General features: G+C 65.3%; 7 protein-coding genes. 3 read left to right on the top strand and 4 right to left on the bottom strand.

All coding sequences use genetic code 11. The annotated features are described in order from the left end of the window. Positions 1 to 26: 26 nt before the first annotated feature. Complete coding sequence (locus tag LSO07_RS20205; RefSeq protein ID WP_191909737.1) at positions 27 to 11,660, bottom strand: DUF11 domain-containing protein; 11,634 nt, start codon at positions 11,658 to 11,660, stop codon at positions 27 to 29. Between the two features lie 588 nt (positions 11,661 to 12,248). On the opposite strand from LSO07_RS20205, the gene LSO07_RS20210 reads away from it, so the two are divergent. Next, the gene (locus LSO07_RS20210) at positions 12,249 to 12,986 is read left to right on the top strand and encodes a YceI family protein (protein ID WP_225317365.1); all 738 of its coding nucleotides are present in this window, start codon (positions 12,249 to 12,251) and stop codon (positions 12,984 to 12,986) included. On the opposite strand, the gene LSO07_RS20215 is transcribed toward LSO07_RS20210, so the two are convergent. Then, a complete protein-coding gene (locus LSO07_RS20215; protein ID WP_151096411.1) occupies positions 12,949 to 13,578 on the bottom strand; it encodes a LysE family translocator in 630 nt (209 codons plus the stop codon). The genes LSO07_RS20210 and LSO07_RS20215 overlap by 38 nt on opposite strands. Here LSO07_RS20215 and LSO07_RS20220 point away from each other — a divergent pair. Beyond that, positions 13,577 to 16,627, top strand: a complete 3,051-nt coding sequence (locus LSO07_RS20220; RefSeq protein WP_225317366.1) for a hybrid sensor histidine kinase/response regulator — start codon at positions 13,577 to 13,579, stop codon at positions 16,625 to 16,627. The two genes, LSO07_RS20215 and LSO07_RS20220, sit on opposite strands and share 2 nt — an antisense overlap. Here the strand turns inward: LSO07_RS20220 and LSO07_RS20225 are convergent. After that, complete coding sequence (locus LSO07_RS20225; RefSeq protein ID WP_225317367.1) at positions 16,612 to 17,523, bottom strand: alpha/beta hydrolase; 912 nt, start codon at positions 17,521 to 17,523, stop codon at positions 16,612 to 16,614. The genes LSO07_RS20220 and LSO07_RS20225 overlap by 16 nt on opposite strands. A 46-nt stretch (positions 17,524 to 17,569) precedes the next feature. Further along, positions 17,570 to 20,707: an acetoacetate decarboxylase family protein gene (locus LSO07_RS20230; RefSeq protein ID WP_225317368.1), complete on the bottom strand. Its 3,138-nt coding sequence runs from the start codon at positions 20,705 to 20,707 to the stop codon at positions 17,570 to 17,572. Positions 20,708 to 20,917: 210 nt separating this feature from the next. Between LSO07_RS20230 and LSO07_RS20235 the strand changes: the two genes are divergently transcribed. Continuing rightward, positions 20,918 to 21,466: a phosphohydrolase gene (locus LSO07_RS20235; RefSeq protein ID WP_092605902.1), complete on the top strand. Its 549-nt coding sequence runs from the start codon at positions 20,918 to 20,920 to the stop codon at positions 21,464 to 21,466. Positions 21,467 to 21,717: the final 251 nt, after the last annotated feature.

The raw sequence follows: 21,717 nt of genomic DNA on the forward strand, positions 1-21,717 counted from the left end.
CAAGCGGCAAGTAAGGTGCAAGAGGCTTATTGCGCATGGCTGCCTCCATCGGCTGGCGTGACCAGGCGGGGCGCGACGACAGGCTGGTTGGCGCTGTCCGTCGCCTGGGCCGGTGCGGCGGCCGGCTGGCTGCTGAAACTCAGTCCCGGTCCCCTGCCCTCCCTTTCCACGCTGCGCACTTCGCCCTGGGCACGGCGCGCCTTGACTTGCTCGAGCACGGGATTCGAGCATGAGCCCTCGATGAAGTCGGCGCGCAGCAGTTCGCCGTTCTTGGTATCGAGGAACAGGCTGTGCGGGTCGCCGAGGTTGCGGTTCGACGCTTCCATCATGCGGCTCAGACGTGGCAGGGTCGCTCCATCGACCTTGATCACATGGCTGTTTGGCGTGATGCCGCAATAGCTGTACTTGCCTTCCACGTCCGTGGTGAAGTTCGTGCCATCTTCCATGTACAGGCGCACGCCCGGAATGCCCAGCTCCTCGCCGTCCTGCACGTGGTTGTTGTTGCAGTCGACAAACACCTTGCCGGCGAGGCAGGCATCCGTGGTGAACACGCCGCCCGTGACTTTCACTTTCGCGCGCGCTTCGTTCGACGGCGGGCCGTTGGTGGTCGTTGCCTGGGCGCGGTTGACGCCGTCGCCCTGCAGCGAACCGACGCCCACGCGCAGGCGGTAGCGGAAGCTGGCGCTGGCGTTCGGCGCCAGGGATTCCAGCTTGAAGCTCAGCTGCGGCCCCGGCTTGCCGGACGGATCCGGCTGCACCACATTGTTGCGCGTGGTGGTGCCATCGATGTAGCGGAAACCGGCCGGCAGTTTATCGAGCACGCTGACTCCGAATGCCGTCGCCACGCCCGTGTTCTTCACCTCGATCGTGTATTGCAGGCTGTCGCCGATCTCGGCTTGCGTCTTGTTGACGCTCTTGCTGATCAACAACATCGGCTTGTCCGTCGTGTTGAACACCACGGGCGTAAAGCTCGGCGGCGTCGCGCCGGGCGTGGCCGGCAGCAGCAAGGTATCGGCCGAACTGGCCAGGGCCAGCACGCTGGCCGGGGCCACCGGCGTCGTCGACGTACCCGTGCCGCTGTAGCTGTGGCCGATGTTCATGCCACCGCCATCCGTGCCGAACATGGTGCTCGCATATACCTGGTTCAATTGCGGCACCGTGGGAATCGCCGCCACGCTGCCGAAGTCGACCAGCACGGTGAAGCCGATGCTGCAGCTTTCCTGCGGCTGCAAGTCACCCTTGCCATTCAACAAGCCAAACACGGTGGCACCGTTGAAGTCGGGATTGGCGACGCAGGCCGTGGCGCTGGCGGGCCGCGCCGTAACGGCCAGGCTGCCCGGCTTGAGGGTGACGCTGGTGGCCGTGGGGAAGACGGCCCTCAGGTTTTCCGCCACCTGCACCATGGTCGAGGTCGGGTAACCGGCAGGATAGCGGTTGGCCGCCTGCACCGTGTAGTTGATCTCGAACTTGCTGGCATCGACTTGCTGCTGGGCCGAAACCGCCTTGATGACATCGACCACCTGGCGCAGCAAGACCACGGGCGTGGGCGTGTCTTCACCCGTGAACGGCACGCCGCCCACGGTTTCCGACGCATTGCCGTTGCGGTTCGGGTCGACCTTTTCCGCCAGTGCGGCCACGTCGGCGGCCGTGGCCACGGCGCCCGCATGGCCGCCGCCATTGTTGGAAGCGTCAAACACCAGGCTGCCCGCCGGCGGCGTGTAGGCCGGATTGGCGGCGATGGCGCCCGCCGCCGGCGCCGGCGGCACGCTGATGCTGCCGCCACCGTTGGCGATGTTGCCGCCCAGGGCGCTGGCAAACACGCTGTTGTTGTACTGCGGCGCGCTGCTGTCTTGCACGGTGATTTCCACGGTGAAAGTAATGACGCTCAGTTCGCCTTCGGCCAGGGCCGCATCACCGCTGAGCAAACGCAGATCGCTGCCGCCGCAGCCGCCCGTGAAGCCCGGGTTGACGGCCAGCTGCCTGCTGCCGCCGATGGCCGGAGCGGCAGGCGGCGTGACGATGCGGCACGCCACCGGCTCGGGGAAGGCGGCGCGCAGGCTGTCGAGCGCCTGCACGTTCGATGCCGTGCCCTTGCCCACATTCTTGACGACCACCGTGTACGGCACGTTGAAGACCTTGGCCGACAGCTGGGTCACCTTGCCCACGCCCAGCGCCGCGCCGATGGCCGGATTCGCCACTTCCGTGACGGCCGTGCAATCGGATGCTTGCGCGCAACGCGGCAAGTCCGTGCCGGTCGGCACGATGGTATTGCTCAAGCTGCCGCTGGCGGCCACTTTCGCGCTGACGGTGACGGCGGCCACGGCATTGGGCGCCAGGCCGGCCGGCACCGTGCAGACCAGTTTATTTGCCGCCAGCGGTGCGCACACGGTGGGGGCGGCTGGCGTGACGGCGATGTCCGTCAGGCTGGTAGCCAGGTCATCCGTCAGGACGATGGCCGCCGTGGTGGCGCCGCTGCCACCGTTGGCGGCCGTGATCGTCCAGCTGACGGTGTCGCCGATGCTGGCGTTGGCCTTGTCCGCCACTTTCTTCACCATCACGCTGGGGCTGGTGACATTGGTGCTGGTCTGGCAATCGCCTGGGGTCAGGCACAGCGGCGCATCGGGACCCGATGGCACGACGCTGTTGCGCGCGCTGCCTGCCTGGGTGACGGTGGCCGACACTTCCACGCTGGCTTCGCCGCCATTGCCGATCAGGCCGGCAGGCACGCTGCAGGTGAGCACATTGCCGGCCACGGGCGCGCAGGTGGCGCGCAGCGGCGTCACCACCACATTCGTCAAGCCGGCCGGCAAGGTATCGACCAGGATCATGGCGGCGCGCGTGGGACCACTGCCCGAGTTGGTGGCGCTGATCGTCCACACCACGGTCTCGCCCACGTTGGCGGCCGCGCGGTTGGCGATTTTCTTGACGGCCACTTTCGGCCCCGTCAGCACCACGCTCGATTCGCAGCTGCTGGCCTGCGCGCAGGCCGGATTGTCCGGACCGCTCGGCATGACACGGTTCGACAGATTGCCTTCCAGGGTGCCGGTGGCCGTCACGCGCACGCTGCGCGCGCCATTCACGGCTGCCAATTGACCTGCCGCAATGCGGCAGCTTTGCACGCTGTTCGCGACCCAGCTGGCCAGCGGCGGACACGTCACACCGGCGTCGGCATTGACGGCCAGCACGGAGATATTCGCCGGCAGGATATCGGCCAGGGTCACGATGCCCGCGTTGGCCACGCCGCCGCTGTTGACGGCCGTGATGGTCCAGACGATGCTGTCGCCCACGTTGGCGTTGACCGTGCTGGTGCTCTTCGTGACGCGGATCACGGGACCCGGCATGGTCACCGTTGCCGTATTCGGCAAGTCGTTCGCCACTTCCGTGGAACTGGTGGCGATGATGCTGACGATGGTCGACACATTGCTGGCCGGCTGGATATAGGACAGGCCAAAGCTGTGCACGTCGTTCAGCGCCAGGCTGGACGGCAAACCCTGTACCGTCAGCATGCCGCTGACGGCGTCATAGTTGCCCACGGCGCCGCTCAAGGTCACCCCCATCAGGCCCTGCGCCAGTTTCAGGTTGTACGTCACGTTCTCGGCGGTGCCAGGGCCCGCATTGCTGAAGGTCACGATACCGTTGATCTGGTCGCCCGCATTGGTGGTGCCGGGGAAACCGTTCAAGGTGGTCGTCACGTCGACCAGCAGTTTGATGGCTGTGGTGCTGGTAGTGCAATCGGCCGCCTGGATACACACGGGGTTGTCGGGACCGGCAGGCAACACCGTGTTTTGCAGCACGCCGGCGGCGCTTATTGTGGCGCGCAGCACGACTTGCGCCTGTCCGCCTGGCGCCAGCCCAGCCGTCACGCTGCAGGTGACGATATTGCCGGCCACTGGCGCGCAGGTGGCCAGTTGCGTCGACAACACCTGTACGCCGCTGACGCCGGCTGGCAAGTTGTCGGTCAGCACGATGGCGGACTTGGTCGCGCCCGTGCCGCCATTGCTGGCGGTAATGGTCCAGGTCAGCAAGTCGCCCACGTTGGCGCTGCTCTTGTCGACGCTCTTGCGCACCGCGACTTGCGGCGCCACCAGGGTGCTCGTGGCTTGGCAGGCGCTGGCAGTGTCGCAGGCGGGATTGTCGCCGCCGGAGGGCACGACGCGGTTCGACAGGTTGCCGCCCACTGAGCCCCGGCCCGTGACGACGATCTTGCGGCTGCCATTGCTGGCGGCCAATTGACCTGCCGCCACCGTGCACGCCTGCACGCTGCCTGGCGTCCAGCTGGCCGCCGGCGGACACGTGACGCCCGCATCGGGCGTCACGCTGACGATGACGATGTTGGCGGGCAGCACGTCGCTGACGACGACCGGGTTTTGATTCGGCAAGTTGCCCGTGTTGACCGCCGTGATGGTCCAGGTCAGGATATCGCCCACGGCCGCGTTCGCTTTGTCGACCGTCTTGCTGGCGCGGATTACGGGGCCTGGCAAATTCGTCGTCGCCGTGTTCGGCAAGTCATTGACGATTTCCGTGGAACTGGTGCCCACCACGCTGCTGATGCGCGAACTGTTGCTGGCCGGCTGGGTGTAGAACAGGTTGAAACTGGCGCTCTGCCCCGCGATCAGGGTGGCCGGCAAGCCGCTCAGCACGAACAGGCCCGTGCTGCTGTTGTAGGCGCCGCTGATGCCGGGCGCGCCGCTGATGGCGCTGAGCGATACGCCGGCCAGGCCCGTTTCCAGCTGCAGGCTGTAAGTGACATTTTCCGCCACGCCCGGCCCCGTATTGGCAAACGTCACCACGCCACGGATGGCGTCGCCCGCATTGCTGCTGGCGGGGAAGCCGTTCAAGGTCGTGGTCACGTCGACCAGCAGTTTCGACACCACCGTGGTGGTCTGGCAATCGCCGGGAACGGCGCAGGCGGGATTGTCCGGCCCGCCGGGTACCAGCACGTTGACAAGGCTGCCCGATGCGGTGGCCGTGGCGCTCAGCTTGACGCTGGCGGCGCTGCCTGCGGCCAGGCCGGCCGGCACGCTGCACGTGACGACATTGCCCACCGGTACGGCGCAAGTGACGGGCGCCACCGGCGTGACCAGCACGTTCGCCAGGCCTGCAGGCAAGGTATCGCTGAGGGTAGCGATGGCCGTGCTGGGCCCCGTGCCGGTATTGCGCAAGCTCAGGCTCCATATCAGGGTGTCGCCCACGTTGGCCACGGTCTTGTCGACGGTTTTGCTCGCCGTCAACAGGGGCGAACTGACCGTGCTGGTGGTGCCGCAATCGCCCGCCTGCAGGCAAACGGGGGTATCCGGACCGCTGACGCTGACGCTATTGGCCAGACTGCCGGCGGCGACGGCGCGCGCCGTCACTTGCAGCGTGGCGGCACTGCCTGCGGCCAGGCCGGCCGGCACGCTGCACGTCAGGATATTGCCGGCCAGCGGCGCGCAGGTGACGGGCGCGGCGGGCGTGACGACGATATCCGCCAGGCTGGCCGGCAAGGTGTCCGTTACGGTGGCAACGGCCGTGCTGGCACCCGTGCCCGTGTTGGCCAAGGTGATGCTCCAGCTCAGGCTATCGCCGATATTCAGCGCAATCTTGTCGACGGTCTTTTTCAGCGCCAGAGCCGGGCTGGTGATGGTGGTATTGGTCTGGCAACTGCTGGCCTGGAAGCAGGCCGGATTGTCCGGACCGCTCGGCATCAACTGGTTCGCCAGGCTGCCGCCCGCGCTGGCCTTGCCGGTCAGCACGATCTGGCGTTGGCCATTGCCTGCCGCCAGCTGGCCGATAGCCACGCTGCAGCTCTGGCTGCTGTTGGCGACCCAGCTGGCCAGCGGCGGACACGTCACGCCGCTGTCAGGCGTCACTGCCGTGATGACAATATTTGGCGGCAGCAAGTCCGTCAGTACCACGGCGCCCTGGTTGGCCAGGCTGCCCGTGTTGCTGGCCGTAATCGTCCAGATGATTTCCTCGTTCACGTTTGCCACGGCCTTGTTGGCCGTCTTGCTGACGCGAATGATGGAACCAGGCATGGTGACGGTCGCCACGTTCGGCTGGTCGTTCGCCACTTCCGTCGACGTCGTGGCGATGCGGCTGACCACGGTCGACAGATTGCTGGCCGGCTGGGTGTAGCCAAGCTGGAAGCTGAAGCCCTGCCCCAGCGCCAGGGTCGCGGGTACGCCGGTGAGCGTCACCAGGCCCGACCCTGCATTATAGTTGCCCGTCACGCCATTCAAGGTGACACCGGCAAGGCCGGGCGCCAGCTGCAGGCTGTAGCTCACGCCTTCGGCCGCGCCGGGACCGATATTGCTGAAGGTCACCGTGCCGGCAATCGTGTCGCCGGCATGCGTGCTGCCGGGGAAGCCGTTCAGGGTGGTGGTCACGTCGACCAGCAGTTTCACGGCCGTGCTGGTGGTGCTGCAATCGCCGGGCTGCAGACAGGCCGGGTTGTCCGGACCGCTCGGCACCACCGTATTGACGAAGGCCCCAGCCGCCGTGGCCAGGCCCTTGACGATGATATTCAAGGTGGAACCTGCGGCCATGCCGGCGGGAATCGCGCACACCAGCTGGTTGCCATTCGGCACGGCGCAGGTGGCCGGCGCCGATGGCAGGACTTGCCATAAGGTCAGGTTGGCGGGCAAGGTATCGGTCAGGGTGATGACGCCGCGCGTCGCACCCGTACCCGTGTTCGCCACGGCAATGGTCCACGTCAGCGCGTCGCCGACATTGATGCTGCTCTTGTCGACGGTCTTGCGCACGGCCACCTGCGGACTGAGGATGGTAGTCGTGGTCTGGCACGAGGCAGCCTGCGCGCAGGCGGGATTGTCCGGTCCGCTCGGCAGCACTTTATTGCCCAGGCTGCCGCCTGCCGTTCCCGTGGCGCTGATGGTGATGCTGCGGCTGCCATTCACGGCGGCCAATTGGCCGGGGGCGATGGTGCACGCTTGCGCGCTGTTGGCCAGCCAGCTGGCCAGCGGCGGACACGTCACGCCAGCGCCCGGCGTCACGGCCAGTACCGTCACGTTGGCCGGCAGGATATCCGTCAGGGTCACCACGCCCAGGTTGCCCAGGCTGCCCGTGTTCGTCGCCGTGATGGTCCACGTCACCGTCTCGCCCACGTTGGCCGTCGTCTTGTCGGCCAGTTTCGTCACGCGGATGATGGGACCGGGCACGGTCGCCATGGCCGTGTTCGGCAAGTCGTTCGCCACTTCCACCGAGGTGGTGGCGATCGTCGACGTCACCGTCGACAGGTTGTCGGCCGGCTGCGTATAGCCGACATTGAAGCTCGTGCTCTGGCCATTCGCCAGGGTCGCAGGCAAGCCGCTGAGGGTCACGACGCCCGTGGCGGGATTGTAGCTGCCCACTGCGCCCGTCAAGGTGACGTTGGCCAGGCCCGGCGTCAGTTGCAGGGTGTACGTCACGCCTTCGGCCGGTCCCGGTCCCACGTTGGCATAGGTGACGGTGCCGGAAATCGTGTCGCCCGCCAGCGTATTCGGCGGGAAATTATTCAGGGTGGTGGTGACGTCGACCAGCAGCTTGACCACCGTGGTGGTGGTGCCGCAATCGCCGGGCTGCACGCAGGCCGGGTTATCGGGACCGCCCGGCACCACGCTGTTGACGGCGGCGCCGGCCAGGGTGGCCGTGGCGCTCACGAACACCCTGGCGGAAGCGCCCGCGGCCAGGCCGGCCGGCACGCTGCACGTCAGGGTAGCGCCGGCCAGCGGGGTGCAGGTGGCGGGCGACTGCGGGCTGACGACGACATTCGTCAAGCCGGCCGGCAAGGTATCGTTCAAGGTCACCGCGCCCGTGCTGGCGCCCGTGCCGCTATTGCTGACAGTCAAGGTCCAGGTGATCGTCTCGCCCACGTTGACCGTGGCCTTGTCGACGGTTTTCTTCACGCTCACGTTCGGGCTGGTGACGGTCGTCGTTGTCTGGCACACGCCCGGCGTGGCGCAGGCAGGACTGTCGGGGCCGGAAGGCACGAGGCTGTTGGCCACCGTGCCCGGCGCATTGGCCACGGCTTTCACGACGATGCTCGCTTCCGTGTTGGCGGCCAGGCCAGCCGGCACGCTGCACGTGAGCGTGGTGCCGACCGGCACGCCGCATGATGCTGGCGCAACGGGCAATATTTGTAGCGCGCCCACATTGGCGGGCAAGCTGTCCGTCAATGTAATGACCGCGTTCGTCGGACCGCTGCCGTTATTGCGCGCTTTCAAGGTCCAGGTGATGGTGTCGCCCAGGTTGACGGTGGTCCTGTCGACGCTTTTCGTCACGGCCACGCTGGGGCTGGTCACCGTGCTGGTGGTGGCGCAATCGCCGGCCGTGGCGCACGTCGGGTTGTCGGGACCGGACGGCACGACGCTATTGGCATAGGTGCCGGCAGCCGTGGGCTGGGCCGTGACGGTAAAGCCGCCAATGCCGCCGTTCGCGGCCAGGCCGGCTGGCACCGTGCAGGTGAGTATATTCCCCGCTGGCACGGCGCAGGTGGCGCTGCCAACCAGCGCCACGTTCAGGCTCGCCAGATTGGCCGGCAAGGTATCGGTCAGGGTGATGGGCGCGGTACTCACCCCATCGCCGCTGTTCGTCGCCACGACGCTCCAGCTCAGGGACGCGCCGATATTCACGCTGGCATGGTCGACGGTTTTCTTCACCGCTACTTTCGGACTGGTGATGGTGCTCGTCGTCTGGCATACGCTGGCCGAGCTGCAAGCCGGGTTGTCCGGACCGCTGGGCATGATGCGGTTCGACAGGCTGCCAGCGGCCGTGGCGTGTGCGGTGATGATCACCGTGCGGCTGCCATTCAGGGCGGCCAGTTGGCCGGCAGCGACCGTACACGTCTGCGTGCTCGACGCCACCCAGCTGGCCAGCGGCGGGCACGTCACGCCCGGTGCGGCCACCACGCTGGTCACCACCAGGTTCGGCGGCAGCAAATCGGCGAGGCTGACGACGCCCTGGTTGGCGACATTGCCCGTATTGCTGGCCGTGATCGTCCAGACGATATTCTCACCCACGTTGGCCGTGGCCTTGTCGGCCGTCTTGGTGACGCGCACGTTCGGTCCCGGCACCGTCACCGTGGCCGTGTTCGGATAATCGTTCGCCACCTCGGTGGAAGTGGTGGCGATGATGCTGGTTACCGAGGAAATATTGCTGCCCGGCTGGGTGTACGACAGGTTGAAACTGACGCTCTGTCCCGGCGCCAGGGTCGCGGGCAAGCCCGTGAACGTGATCAGGCCGGTGCCCGCGTCATACGCGCCGCTCACGCCAGTGACCGACACGCCGGCCAGCCCTGCGGCCAGTTGCAGGCTGTACGTCACGCCTTCGGCCGCGCCCGGTCCCAGATTGGCATAGGTCACGACGCCAGCGATGACATCGCCCGCGTTCGACGTGCCGGGGAAACCGTTCAGTGTCGTGGTCACGTCGACCAGCGGCTTGCTGACGACGGTCGTCGTCTGGCAGGCGGCCGGCGTGACGCAGCTGGCGCCGTTGCCTCCCGACGGCAGCACGCTGTTGATGAAATTGCCTGCCGCCGTGGGGCTGGCGCTGACGATCACCTGGGCGCTGGCGCCCGGCGCCAGGCCGGACGGCACCGTGCAGGTGAGCGTGTTGCCGGCCAGCGCCGCGCAGGTGGTGGGCGCCGTGGGCGTGACGACGATGCTGGCCAGGTTGGCCGGCAGGGTATCGGCGAGGGTCAGGGCCGCCGTGGTGGCGCCCGTGCCCGTGTTAGCGGCGCTCAAGGTCCACTGCACGGTGTCGCCCACCGTGGCGGTCGCCTTGTCGACGGTTTTCTGCACGCGCGCGAGCGGGCTGACGACGCCCAGCGGCTCGCTGTCGAGGTTATTCGCTGGGATCGGGTCCAGCGTAGTCGAGCCGGCCGTCGTGGTGATCGTCAGGCTGCCGCTGGCGGGCAGGTTGAAGGTCGAACTGCAATTGATGCGCGAGCCGGGAATGAAGGGCGACACGGGCGCGCTGCAGCTGGGCGTGGCGCCGGCCGGCAAGCCGCTCATCACGCAGGTGGGCGCGGCCGCGTTGTCGGGGCCGTTATTCGTGCACACGCCCGTGACGGTGATGGCGCTGCCCGCATTGTAGGGGCCGGGCGGCACGGTGGTGACCGCCTGCATGTCCGCCTGCAGGCGGCGATTGCTGATGGTACACGTGACGGGGGCTTCCGGCATGGTGAGGTTGCCCGCGTTGGCCGCGCCGCTGGAAATGACGGCGGCCGTATCCGTGCGCGCGCAGCTGTAGCTGCTCTGGTACTGGGCCAGGATGGTGGCCGTGCCCGCGCTTTCCGCGAACGTCGCGAGGTTGCCAATTCGCACTACGGCGCTGGCCGTGGCGCCGTTGCCGCCCTGCGCGCCAGCCGTGCCGTTGGCATTCATGATGAACAGGCCGCTGTCGCTGGCGGGCGCCAGCACCTTGAGCACCGTCAAGGTATTCGTCCTGACCGTGGCCGTGGTACTGCTGCTGTTGTTGCTGAGATCGCTATCCGTTTCATTGGGCGAGACGATCACATTGGCCGTATTCACGATGCTGGCGGCGTCGCCCGGCGTGGCCGTGATCGTCACGGTCAGATAAGAACCCGTGGTGGGGTCGCTGACGGCCGCATTCACGGGCAAATTACCCAAGGTAATACCGACGCTGTTGCTGCCCGAACCCGAGGTTTTCGTGCCGCAGGAAGCGCTGCCGCTGGCGGCGCAAGTCCAGCTGACATTGCTCAAGCTGGCTGGCAATATATCGTTGAAGGCAGCGCCCGTGCTGAGGGCCGGGCCGCGGTTCCAGATTTTCACGGTATAGCTCAAGGGCTTGCCGACAGAGAACTGCGCCGGGCCCGCCTTGCCGACGGCCAGGTCGGTCTTGCTATTGGTGCAATTGGCATAGGAACTGGCCAGGCTGGGATCGCGCAATTGCGCTGCGGGAATAATTTCCGTCACATTGTCAGGACGCGTCCAACGCATGTGCAAATAATTGATGCCGCCCACGTTATTCCACAGGACGCGGGCCAGATAACAGCCGCCCGGCGTGGCGCTATTGAAATTGCCGGCCAGATTCTGAAAATCCGTTTCATTATTCGAATATTCGGCCACGCTGCCCACGGGCACGTTGTACACGGTATTGCGGTAATTCGTCGAATACTGGGTCGAGAAATCGACTTTCACGTCATCATCATGCGCAACGCTGAATTTGTAATTTCCCGCCTGTGGAAAGACCACCAGCGTGTACATCACCCGGCCCATGATCCAGGCCCGGCAGGCAGCCGACGTTTGCTGTGTGTCGAGGTTGCATAATTGCGCAGGATTGCCGGCCGTGCCATTGGCCCAGTCCAGCTGCGGCGAGGTACCCATGCGCGCCGCGTTGGCGGGAGGATTGGTGGCCAGCGCCGCCAAACTGGCGAGCCGGCCAGCGCTGCCCGCGTTGAAGCCATTGTTGTAATTGGGCGCGAGCGGATTGGCCGGCACCCGCTCGACGCCCCGGTAATCCTCCCACAGCACTTGCGCACTGGCGGGCGCGGCGGCGCCCAGCAGCAGGGAAGCCAGGGCCAGCGGAACGACATGACACTTGGAAAACTGGGGCAAGCGGGTGCGGCGGACTATCGCGGCCAGCATCCCCGTGTAGCGCCCGGAGGACGAAAAAGCTGCATGGCGGCCGGAACGGCCTGCCGTTTCCTGTGGTGTTTTGATCATGTTGTTCGCTAAGAAGTGTACTGCGGCAAGCACAGATACATATAAAAATGACATTTAATTGTCATGATTATATGAACAAGTAACAGTTCAAGCGTACGACAACAGTGACTTTTTTGTTTCCAACAAAGAAATTAAATTATCTCGTTGATATTTCACAACACAATCATCAAATTAATCATGTAGTGATACTGGGATTGTATTTTCTGCCGCATACTGATTAGCTCGACATAATATTTAAATTATCATTTACATAATCATGCGAAACTATCAAATGCATAGTTTGTTTTTCAAAAGAAATTATTAATGCCAAATATCACCAATTATTTCAATACGTATTTTTCTTCCGCGGCCAAGCGCCCATAATTCGATCCTGCACTGACTCCCATTCATTCTCAAACACCTGCGTTAATACCAATTTCATTTTATTCACGCATGCCGCCCTGCGAAACAGGACATCCGGCAGGCCGAATTGGTCTTGCAAAAACGGACGCGCTTGCGAACCGACTATCCCGCCGATGCCCGGATCGCTTACTATCGCCCCATTGCGCCCTGCGCCATACCGTTGCAATCCACTGCCAGGAGTCCTCATTGACGCCACACGCCCACCGCCGCACGCTGCTGGCCTGCGCCTGCGCCTTGCTCGCGGCCTGCACCCCGTTCGCGCCGCCGCCCGCCGCCTCGCTGCCAGCCGCGCCAGTTCCGGCACCAGCCATGCAAGCGCCAGCGTGGCAACAGCGGGGCGTGCAGGTGCTGCACATCGTCCCGCAAGAATCCCTGCTGACCATCACCGTGCGCCGCGGCGGCGCGCTGGCGCGGCTCGGACATGACCACGTGATCGCCAGCCGCAGCCTGCAGGGCGTGGTGGCGCCCGCGCCGGGCCGCGCCGCCTTTCAGTTCCGGCTAGACGAGATGAGTGTGGATGAAGAAAGCCTGCGCCAGGCGGCCGGCTTGACGACGACGCCGTCGGCCGACGCCATCGCCGGCACGCGCCACAACATGCTGGTGCGCGTGCTCGAGGCGGAACGCTATCCGTGGGTGCGCATCGACGCCCGGCGCACGGGCAACAAGGAAGTGCTCGAGGCCGACATCACCCTGCATGGCGTGACGCGCACGGTGCAGCTGCCGGTACGGATCGAACAAGCGGCCGATGGACGCCGCCTGCAGGCCAGCGGCAGCCTGCTGCTGAAACAGAGCGACTTCGGCATCGTGCCCTTCACCGTCCTGGGCGGCGCCATGGCCGTACAGGACCAGATGGAACTGGCGTTTCGCATCACCGCCCGGCAGGAAATCAGCGCGCCAGGATCAGGCGCAAGCCCAGGCCGATGAAGATGGTGCCGGCCACGCGGTCCAGCCACAGGCCGGCGCGCGGGCGGCGGTTCAGCCACTTGCCGACGGCGCCGGAAAAATAGCCGAGCAGGCCGAACAGCACGCAAGCCTGCGCCGTGAAGACCAGGCCCAGCTGCGCCGTCTGCCAGCTGGCATTGCCCTGGCCAGCAACGATGAACTGCGGCAGGAACGAGAGGAAAAACAGCACGACTTTCGGATTGATACTGTTGGCAAACAAGCCCTTGCCGAACAGGCGCAGCAAGGACTCGTCGGGCAAGGCCGCCGCGCCATCGACCTTTGCGCCGCCACGGCTGCGCAAGGCGCCGATGCCCAGCCACACCAGGTACAGGCCGCCAGCCACTTTCAGCAGGGTAAATGCGGTGGGCGAGGCCGCCAGCAAGGCCGACACGCCGATGGTCGCCAGCACGGTGTGCGTAAGGCAGCCGAGGGCGCAACCGAGGCCGAACGCCATGCCCTGGCGGCGCCCGCGCGACATGCCCACGCCCAGCACCATCAGGTTGTCGGGGCCGGGACTGGCGGTAATGACGACGGCGGCGGCCAGGAAGGCCAGGAACTGGTCAGGACTGAGCATGAATATCTCGCAAGCAAAAGGCGCCATGATACCGGAGCGCTCGCCATGCCGGCAGGACATGAAATTGCCCGTGTGCCACCGAGAGTCGATTAAAATGGGTACTCCACAGCAAACGGCGTTGCCGCCATTTCCCGCCCGACCATCACCAAACCCATCGATGCCAGCCCACCCGCCCCCATCCAGCCACCGCGCTTCCAGCTCCCGCGTCAGCGCCTGGCTATGCGGCTGGCCGCTTCTGTTCAGCTTGCTGATCAGCCTGCTGGGCCTGGCGGGTGCGGCGCAGGCGACACCCTTGCCCCTGAACAAACAAGGCATACAGCACCTGGGCAACGGTGGGCAACTGTTTCTCGCCGGAAGTGAGGCCGCACCTGCCGATGCGGCCGCCCTGCCCGCCTGGCTGGCGCGCCAGCGCCCGGCCGAACAGGTCGACCTGTTCGGCGGCGCCTACTGGCTGCATGCGCAAGTGCGCAACGACAGCAGCGTAGCGGCCTGGGTCATCGACCCAAACGATACCCTGATCGACCTGGTCGATCTGCACGTGTATGGCCCCGGGCCACAGACGGCGCCGCAGACCCTGCTGACGGGCTACCAGCGTCCGCACGAGTATCTATTGCACTACGGCAGGAACGTGCAGCTGGCGCCGGGCGCCACATATGACATCCTGATCCGCTTTTCCAGCCCCTACTATGCGCGCGCGCCCATGTTCGGCGTGAAGACGCAGCAGGATTACCGCAAGCTGGTGGGCAAGGAAAACTTCCTGATGGTGGCATCCATCGGCGCCCTGCTGGCGCTGGGCCTGTTCAATTTCTTCATCTTTTCCATCACCCTGGAAAAAGCCTCGGCCTATTACGCGCTGTACGTGCTGACCTATGGCCTGGCCTGGGCCATGACCTTCCACGTCTTTGCCGACCTGTTCGACTGGCACATGCTGCAGCTGCATTACGTGCCGTTTTTCCTGCTGCCCGTCTTCAGCACCCTGTTCTACACGCACTTCCTGCGCTTGCGCGACTACTCGCCCCGGCTGTACCGCATCAGCAAGGTCAATCTGGTGCTGCCCTTGCTGCTCCTGCCCAGCTGCTTCTTCGCCCTGTCGTATGCCCACACCCTGGCCACCATCGTCATCAGCATCTGGATGCTGCTGGCGCTCATCTGCGGCGTCGTCGTCTGGTGCCGCGGCTACCAGCCGGCGCGCTTCTTCGTGCTGGCCTTCGTCGCCCTGATGCTGCCCGGCTTTCTGATCCTGCCGGCCAACCTGGGCCTGATGCCGGCCATGGTGGCCAACGCCCAACTGGTGACCCTACTCGGCGGCACCTTCGACGGCTTGCTGCTGGCGTTTGCCCTGGCCGACCAGATCCGCCTGCTGCGCAACAACCTGGAACAGCGCGTGCAGGAACGGACTTTGGCGCTCACCCTCAGTAACGACGCCCTGCTGAAGGCCAAGGAACACGCGGAAGTGGTCAGCCGCCACCGCATCGATTTTCTGTCCGCCATGAGCCACGACATCCGCACGCCGCTGGCCGGGGTCATCGGCATGCTGAAATTCGCCCTGCGCGACCAGTCTGTACGTGGCCGTACTCAGGAATACCTGCGCATCGGCCTGCACAATGGCGTGTCGCTCTTGACCATCCTCAACGACATCCTCGATTTCTCGAAGATCGACGCGGGCAAGCTGACCCTGGAAACCGTGGACTTCGACCTGCTGGCGCTGATCGGCGACGCGGCCGGCATCGTGCAGGGCCAGGCCGATGCGAAAAGCCTGCTGCTGCGGCGCGAACTGGCGCTGGACTTGCCGCGCTACGTGCGCGCGGACCCCACGCGCCTGCGGCAAATCCTCATCAACCTGCTGGGGAACGCGCTGAAATTCACGGCCAATGGCGAAGTGCTGCTGGAAGTGCGGCGCGCCCGCACGCCGCCGCGCCACGATGGCCGCAGCGCCATCGAATTCATCATCAGCGATACGGGCCCCGGCATCGACGCGGACACCTTGCCGCGCTTGTTCCAGAAATTCGAACAGGCCGACCATTCCACCACGCGCCGCTACGGCGGCACGGGCCTGGGCCTGGCCATCTGCAAGGAACTGGTCGAACTGATGGATGGCATGATCGGCGTGGAGAGCCGCGTCGGCATCGGCTCGCGCTTCCATTTCACCTTGCCGCTGCAAGACGGCAGCGCGCCGGCGGCCGACGCGCGCCGGCCCGCACGCCACGCGCGCCACGCCTGCCGCCTGCGCATCCTGTGCGCCGAAGACGTGCGCACCAACCAGATCATCATCGGCACCCTTCTGGAAGGCATGGGGCATGACGTGACCATCGTGGAAAACGGCGAGCAGGCACTGCGCGCGCTGGGATCCGGCGCCTACGATTGCGTGCTGATGGATGGCCGCATGCCGCTGATGGATGGCGAACAGGCCGCGCGCCTGATCCGCGACGGCGGCAACGCCCAATTCCCCATTCCCGACGCGCACATCCCCATCCTCGCGCTGACGGCCAACGCCAGCGAACATGACCGGCAACGCTACCTGGCCGCCGGCATGGACGACTTCCTCAGCAAGCCGGTCGACGAAGCGCTGCTGTTCGAGAAAATCGACGCCATCATCGACCTGCTGCTGGCGCGCGGCCACGCGCTGCCGCCTGCCACGCCCACAGAAGACGACGCCCTGGCGCGCCAGTTCGGTCTGGAAGGCGCCGCCGACGAGCCACCCGCGCCTGCCGATCCCATGACGGCGCCCGTGCATATTTTGCCGCTGGCTGGCCTGTCGCCGCAGCACTTGCAGCGCATCGCGCAAGCGTTCCTGACAGAGGCGCCGCGGCGCCTGGACCTGGCCTGCCACGCCGTGCGTGACGGCAACGCCAGCGCTGCCGCTGCCGCCTTCCACGCCTTGAAGGGCAGCGCCGGCTACCTGAGCCGCCCTACCCTGCACGGCCTGTGCCACCAGATGGAAACCCTGGCATCGAACGGCCAGCTCGATAACGTGGAGCAGTTCCTGCCGCAGCTCCAGGCGGCGCTGGATGCGGCGCGGCGCGACCTGGAAGCTCAGCCTGCCGGCTGAGCCATCCAGCCATGCGCCCGCAGCCATGCCAGCAGCAGCTGCGGCCAGGCGGCCGGCTCGCTGCCCGGCTTGCCCAGGCCCCAGCCATGGCCGCCGTGCTGGAACAAATGCAGCTCGACGGGCACGCCTGCGCGGCGCAGGGCTGCTGCCATCAGCCGGCTGTTCTCGGGTGGGGAAATGGGATCGTCCAGCGCCTGCGCGATGAAAGCGGGCGGCGTGCGCGCATCGACCTGCAGCTCCACCGACAAGGCGTCGCGCGCCGCCTGCGTGGGATGGGCGCCCAGCAACTGCTTCTTCGCGTGCGTCGTGTCGAATGGCGCTTGCATGGTCAGCACGGAGTACAGCAGCACGGCAAAGTCGGGCCGCGCGGAGACGCCATCCATGGCGTCGACGGGCGCGTAGCGGGAAGCGTCAGGCTGCACGGCCGTCATGCCGGCCAGGTGCCCGCCGGCGGAAAAACCGAGCATGCCGATGCGCGCCGGATCGATGCCCCACTCGGCCGCCCGCGCGCGGATCACGCGCATGGCGCGCTGGCCATCCTGGAATGGCGCGGCCACCCCGCCGCCTTCGCGTGGCAAGCGGTACACAAGCTCAAACGCCGTGATGCCCTGCGCCTGCAGCCAGTTGGCGGCCGGGCCGCTCTCCTTGCCCGCCTCGATATGCGCATAGCCGCCGCCGCTGACCAGCAGGATGGCCATGCCGTTCGGCTGCGCCGGGCGGTGGGCGATCAGGTAGGGCTGATCGACCTGCGTAATCGAGCCTTTGGCGCTGTCGCGCTGCGGGCCCGGCGCCGCGCCGCCGGGCGGCGCGCCGGGCCACAGCACAATCGCGCCGGCCGGCGCGGCGCCCGCGTGCAGGTGGACAAGGACAAGACTCAACAGCATCAGGCGTTGCATGGCTCGCTCGCGCAGGATTCGATGAAACGCCATGATAACCACATCGCTAAAAATCCGTCTCCCCCTGGATCACGGCCGGATAGCCCGTCATGGCACGCGAGGTCTGCATGCCGGCCATCACGGCCGCCTCCACGCAGCCCGCATTGATGCCCGTCTTGATCCAGTCGCCCGTGAGGAACAGGTTGCTGAAGCCCGACTGGTCGGTGGCCAGCCGGTACTGCGTGCTGCCCACCACCGACATCACGTAGCGCTCGGACGGGTCGACATTCGCGCGCCAGTACTGGCTGTCGAAGCGCGCCGGCCCCGCCCCCTCCTTCGCATCGACCAGCCATTGCCACGGAAACGCGCCCGGCCCGCCCGCCTCGGGCCACAGCGCGCCGATCTCGCGCTCCAGCTGGTGCAGCGCGCCCTGCTTCGCCCTGGCCGCGCAGCGGGCGGGGAAATCCGTGTCGGTGACGGGCGGGTAGCTGTCGACGGGGAAGGCGCTGCAAAAGTACGAGACGTTTTTCGGCTCCTGCCCCGCCGGCCAGTCCTCGTGCGCCAATAGCTGGTCCATCGGCGCCCACGTGTCGTACGGCTCCGTGAAGGCCGACAGCACCGGCTGCTGGCCTTTCGGCTGAGTGGTCCAGCCCATCTGCCCCAGATTCTTGTTGAGCCATACCTGATAGGCCTGCGTGGCCACGGTTTGTACCTTGTTGGCCGCCAGTTGCAGGGCCGGGCTTTGCGCCAGCAGTTGCGGGCACAGGGCCTGCAGCGAACCGATGGAAATGCCGAACACCACCTTGTCGAAGTCGACGCCCTTCTTCAATACCGTGGCGGGCAGCTGCCGGCCGAACGCCTGCTGGTACTGCTGCGGCCAGTCGCTCCAGTACGACTCCAGGTTGACTTCCTGCGCTTGCAGCAGGGCCGCTTGCGCTGGATCAAGCTGCGCATAATCGGGCGCGCTGGGCCAGCAAGCCAGTCCCTTGACGTCCACCAGCGGCGCGTAGCCGGCAGCGGGGTCCTTCAATTGCACCTGCTGCGTGATGCGGATGCTGTCGATGTCGCCCGCGCCCGGCACCAGCTCTTCCACGCGCTGGAAGAATTTGAATTCCACGCCGCGCTTGCGCAGCACTTCGTACAGCGGCGTGAAAATCGTGTCGCCCATGCCGGCCTGCATCTTGAACATGATGCCGCCCTTGTAGGCCAGGCCGATGCGCGCCATCGCCCGCAAGAGGGTTCCCGCCTCGATGTTCGGCTTGGCAAAATCGCCGCCCTCGTAGGCGAACACCAGGTCATAGAAGCCGCGCACAGGCGCCGAATTGACGCTGAACTGCTCGTCGCCGCCATGTTTTTTCAGCCAGGCGCGGAAGTCGATATCGTTGATGACGTCGAAGCCGTTCTTGAACACGCCATCCTCGAACATGCCCTTCATGACCGTGATGCCCAGGTCCAGGCAAATGAACAGGCGGCGCAATTCATCGTCGCCATCGATCAGGGCGCGGTAGCGCAGGCGCAGCCACGCGCGGATACCGTTCAGGGTACTGGCCAGCAGCTGGTGGCGCGCCTGGTCGTGGCGCGTGGAATCGGGCGCCAGGTCGGCCACCAGCGCCACCAGCGCGCCCACGGAAAGGCCCACGTCCAGGCCCAGTTCATCGGCCTGCCCCACCACTTCGTCGGCCAGCCGGCGCAGCCAGCCCGGCCACACGCCTTCGCCTTGCGACGCGCTGGCGCGCACGATGCGCGCGTCGGCGTCCGCCACTTGCCGGATCTGGCGGATCCACTGCTCGATCCAGCCCACCATGGCGATGGCCATCTGCCACAGGGTGATGTCTTCACCGCCCTCGCCCGGTTCGCCCGGCAAGGTGGGAAAGACGATGGACCAGTTGCGCCACTTGCCCTTGACGTCTTCCGACAGGGCCACGTAATCGTGCTGCTTGAAAGCGTCGCGCCAGGTGGCCAGCGGCGCGCCGGGCGGACGCTCCAGGCTGGCATACGCTTCCTTGATCATCTTGAAGGCGTTCGCGTAGAAGCCGAACCAGATGTGCAGGCCGTGTTCCTCGATGCGCTGGCCCACCTGTGCATTGCGCCCGCTGGCCCCCTTGCCGCCCAGGCGCCAGCCCAGCTGGTAGACGGTGATGGCATGCAGGTTTTGCCAGCCCGGCTGGTTGGTCAGATAATATGCCGTGGTCATGGCCGCCACGCCGCCACCGAGGATGGCGATCTTTTCCGGCGCGATGCGGGAATTGTCGACCAGCTCCTCGCCCGGCATGGCCGTGAAGTCGAAATTCACCTGGAACGGCAATATCGCCGCCTGCGGCCCCAGTTTGAGACCCAGGGTCTGGTCCAGCGGGAAGCTGTCGAACGCGTGCAGCGTGCATTCATACTCGTAGCCGAGCAGGCGCGCGCTGTGCAGGCGGTTGATCTCGGCGGGCGCGGCCACCAGGGCCTGGTACACGGCTTTCACGCCGGCGCTGTCGGGGAATTGCTTGAGGAATATCTGGTCGATGCGGGGGTTGCGCAGCAAGGACAAAATATCGGCCCAGCCGGCCTGGTCCATGTCGAAGAAATCGGGGATGGAGAGGAAAATCTGGAACGCCTGCTCGATGAGTTCCAGGAAACTGTTGACGCTCTTGTGCTGCCCTGTCTGCACGGTGGCGTTGACTTCCAGCAACGGATGCAGGGCCAGTTTCGTTTCCGGCGAAAAATGCTGGAAGCCCTTGGCAGCCACGGAACAGCGCAGCGGCTCGCTGCCGGCGGCGGGAATCTCGTAGTCGCACAGGTATTTCGGATAGCCGAACAGCTCGCGCCCGTTGATCAGGGCCATCGCGTCATCGACGAAAATGTGACACGGGTACCAGTAGATATGCGCAAGCTTGCCCTGGGCATCCATCTGGCCGACCATGATCCAGGTGACGATGTCGACTTCCGTGATCCAGCCCTTGGCCTGGTCGACGGGGTTGGCGGAGTCCGCATGGTTGACGCGTGTAAACGTCAGCATGACATACGGCGACAGGGCTTTCAGGGTCATCTTGCTGCCCGCCACCTGGTTCAGGGTGGTATTCACGGTCGCTTGCAGTTTCGCCAGCTCGCCCCTGACGAAATAACCGTACATTTCCGACTGTTTCAATTGCAGCGGCGAGTGCATCATCACCGAACCGCCCTGATAGATATACGAAGGTCTTGCCGAAGGTGTCGCCGTCATTGCCCTGTCCCCTTTAAGTTTCAGTCAAACAAGATTTCTACAGTGTATTTGAGAAATATCAATGAATGATATGAAATAAATTAAAGGATTTGCCAAGATGCATAGGCTTGGAGGCGATCCCGGCAGAAAGCCGCTTGCGCACGGCAGCCGGGGCAAGCCCATGCCATCGGGTGTACGATGAAGCATCTTGAGCATTCCGAGCACCATGCCATGGCAATGATTACCACCGACTACGTTTCCACCTATTCAGGCAACCGTTTTTATCCCTTGCGCCCGCATATCGACAAGGTCGCCATCGAGGACATCGCCCACGGCCTCGCCTACCAGTGCCGCTTCAATGGGCAGACGCAAGTGTTTTACTCGGTCGCCCAGCACAGCCTGATCGTCGCCGAACTGGTGCCACCCCATTTGCGCCTGGCCGCCCTGCTGCACGACGCGGCCGAAGCCTACCTGGGCGACATGGTGAAACCCTTGAAAGTGTTGCTGCCGGAATTTGCCGTACTGGAAGACAAGGTCAGCGCCATCATCGCCGCCACGTATGGACTGGATTTTTCCGATTACGCGCCCATCAAGCGGGCCGACCTGATCGCGCTGGCCACGGAAAAGCGCGACCTGATGCCGCACTCGGCCGAACGCTGGGCTTACCTTGACGGCATCGCCCCCTTGCCCGGTATAATCGAGGCCATGGGTCCGGCCGAAGCCAAGCAGCGCTTCCTGCATGCCTTTGCCCAACTGGGCGGGCTTGGGCTGGCCGCATGAATGCTTCCACCCCGCCGTACGAATCGGCGCTAAGCCCCGGTTTTTTCACGGCTTTTTTAGATATCCACAGCAACTGTGGATAAAGTTGTTGATAAGCCCCTCTTGACAAGCCGCAACGCCAGTATTGATGCGGGTTTCAATAATTTGCTGATTTCACAGGCAATTTTTTACCCCAATGAAATCAATGACTTGCAATCATGAATTTGCGCTGGCGCAAACTTAATCTGCCACCATGAAAATATATTTTTGCT

This window comes from Janthinobacterium sp. PLB04, from assembly GCF_021165895.1.
GTDB lineage: Bacteria > Pseudomonadota > Gammaproteobacteria > Burkholderiales > Burkholderiaceae_D > Janthinobacterium > Janthinobacterium lividum.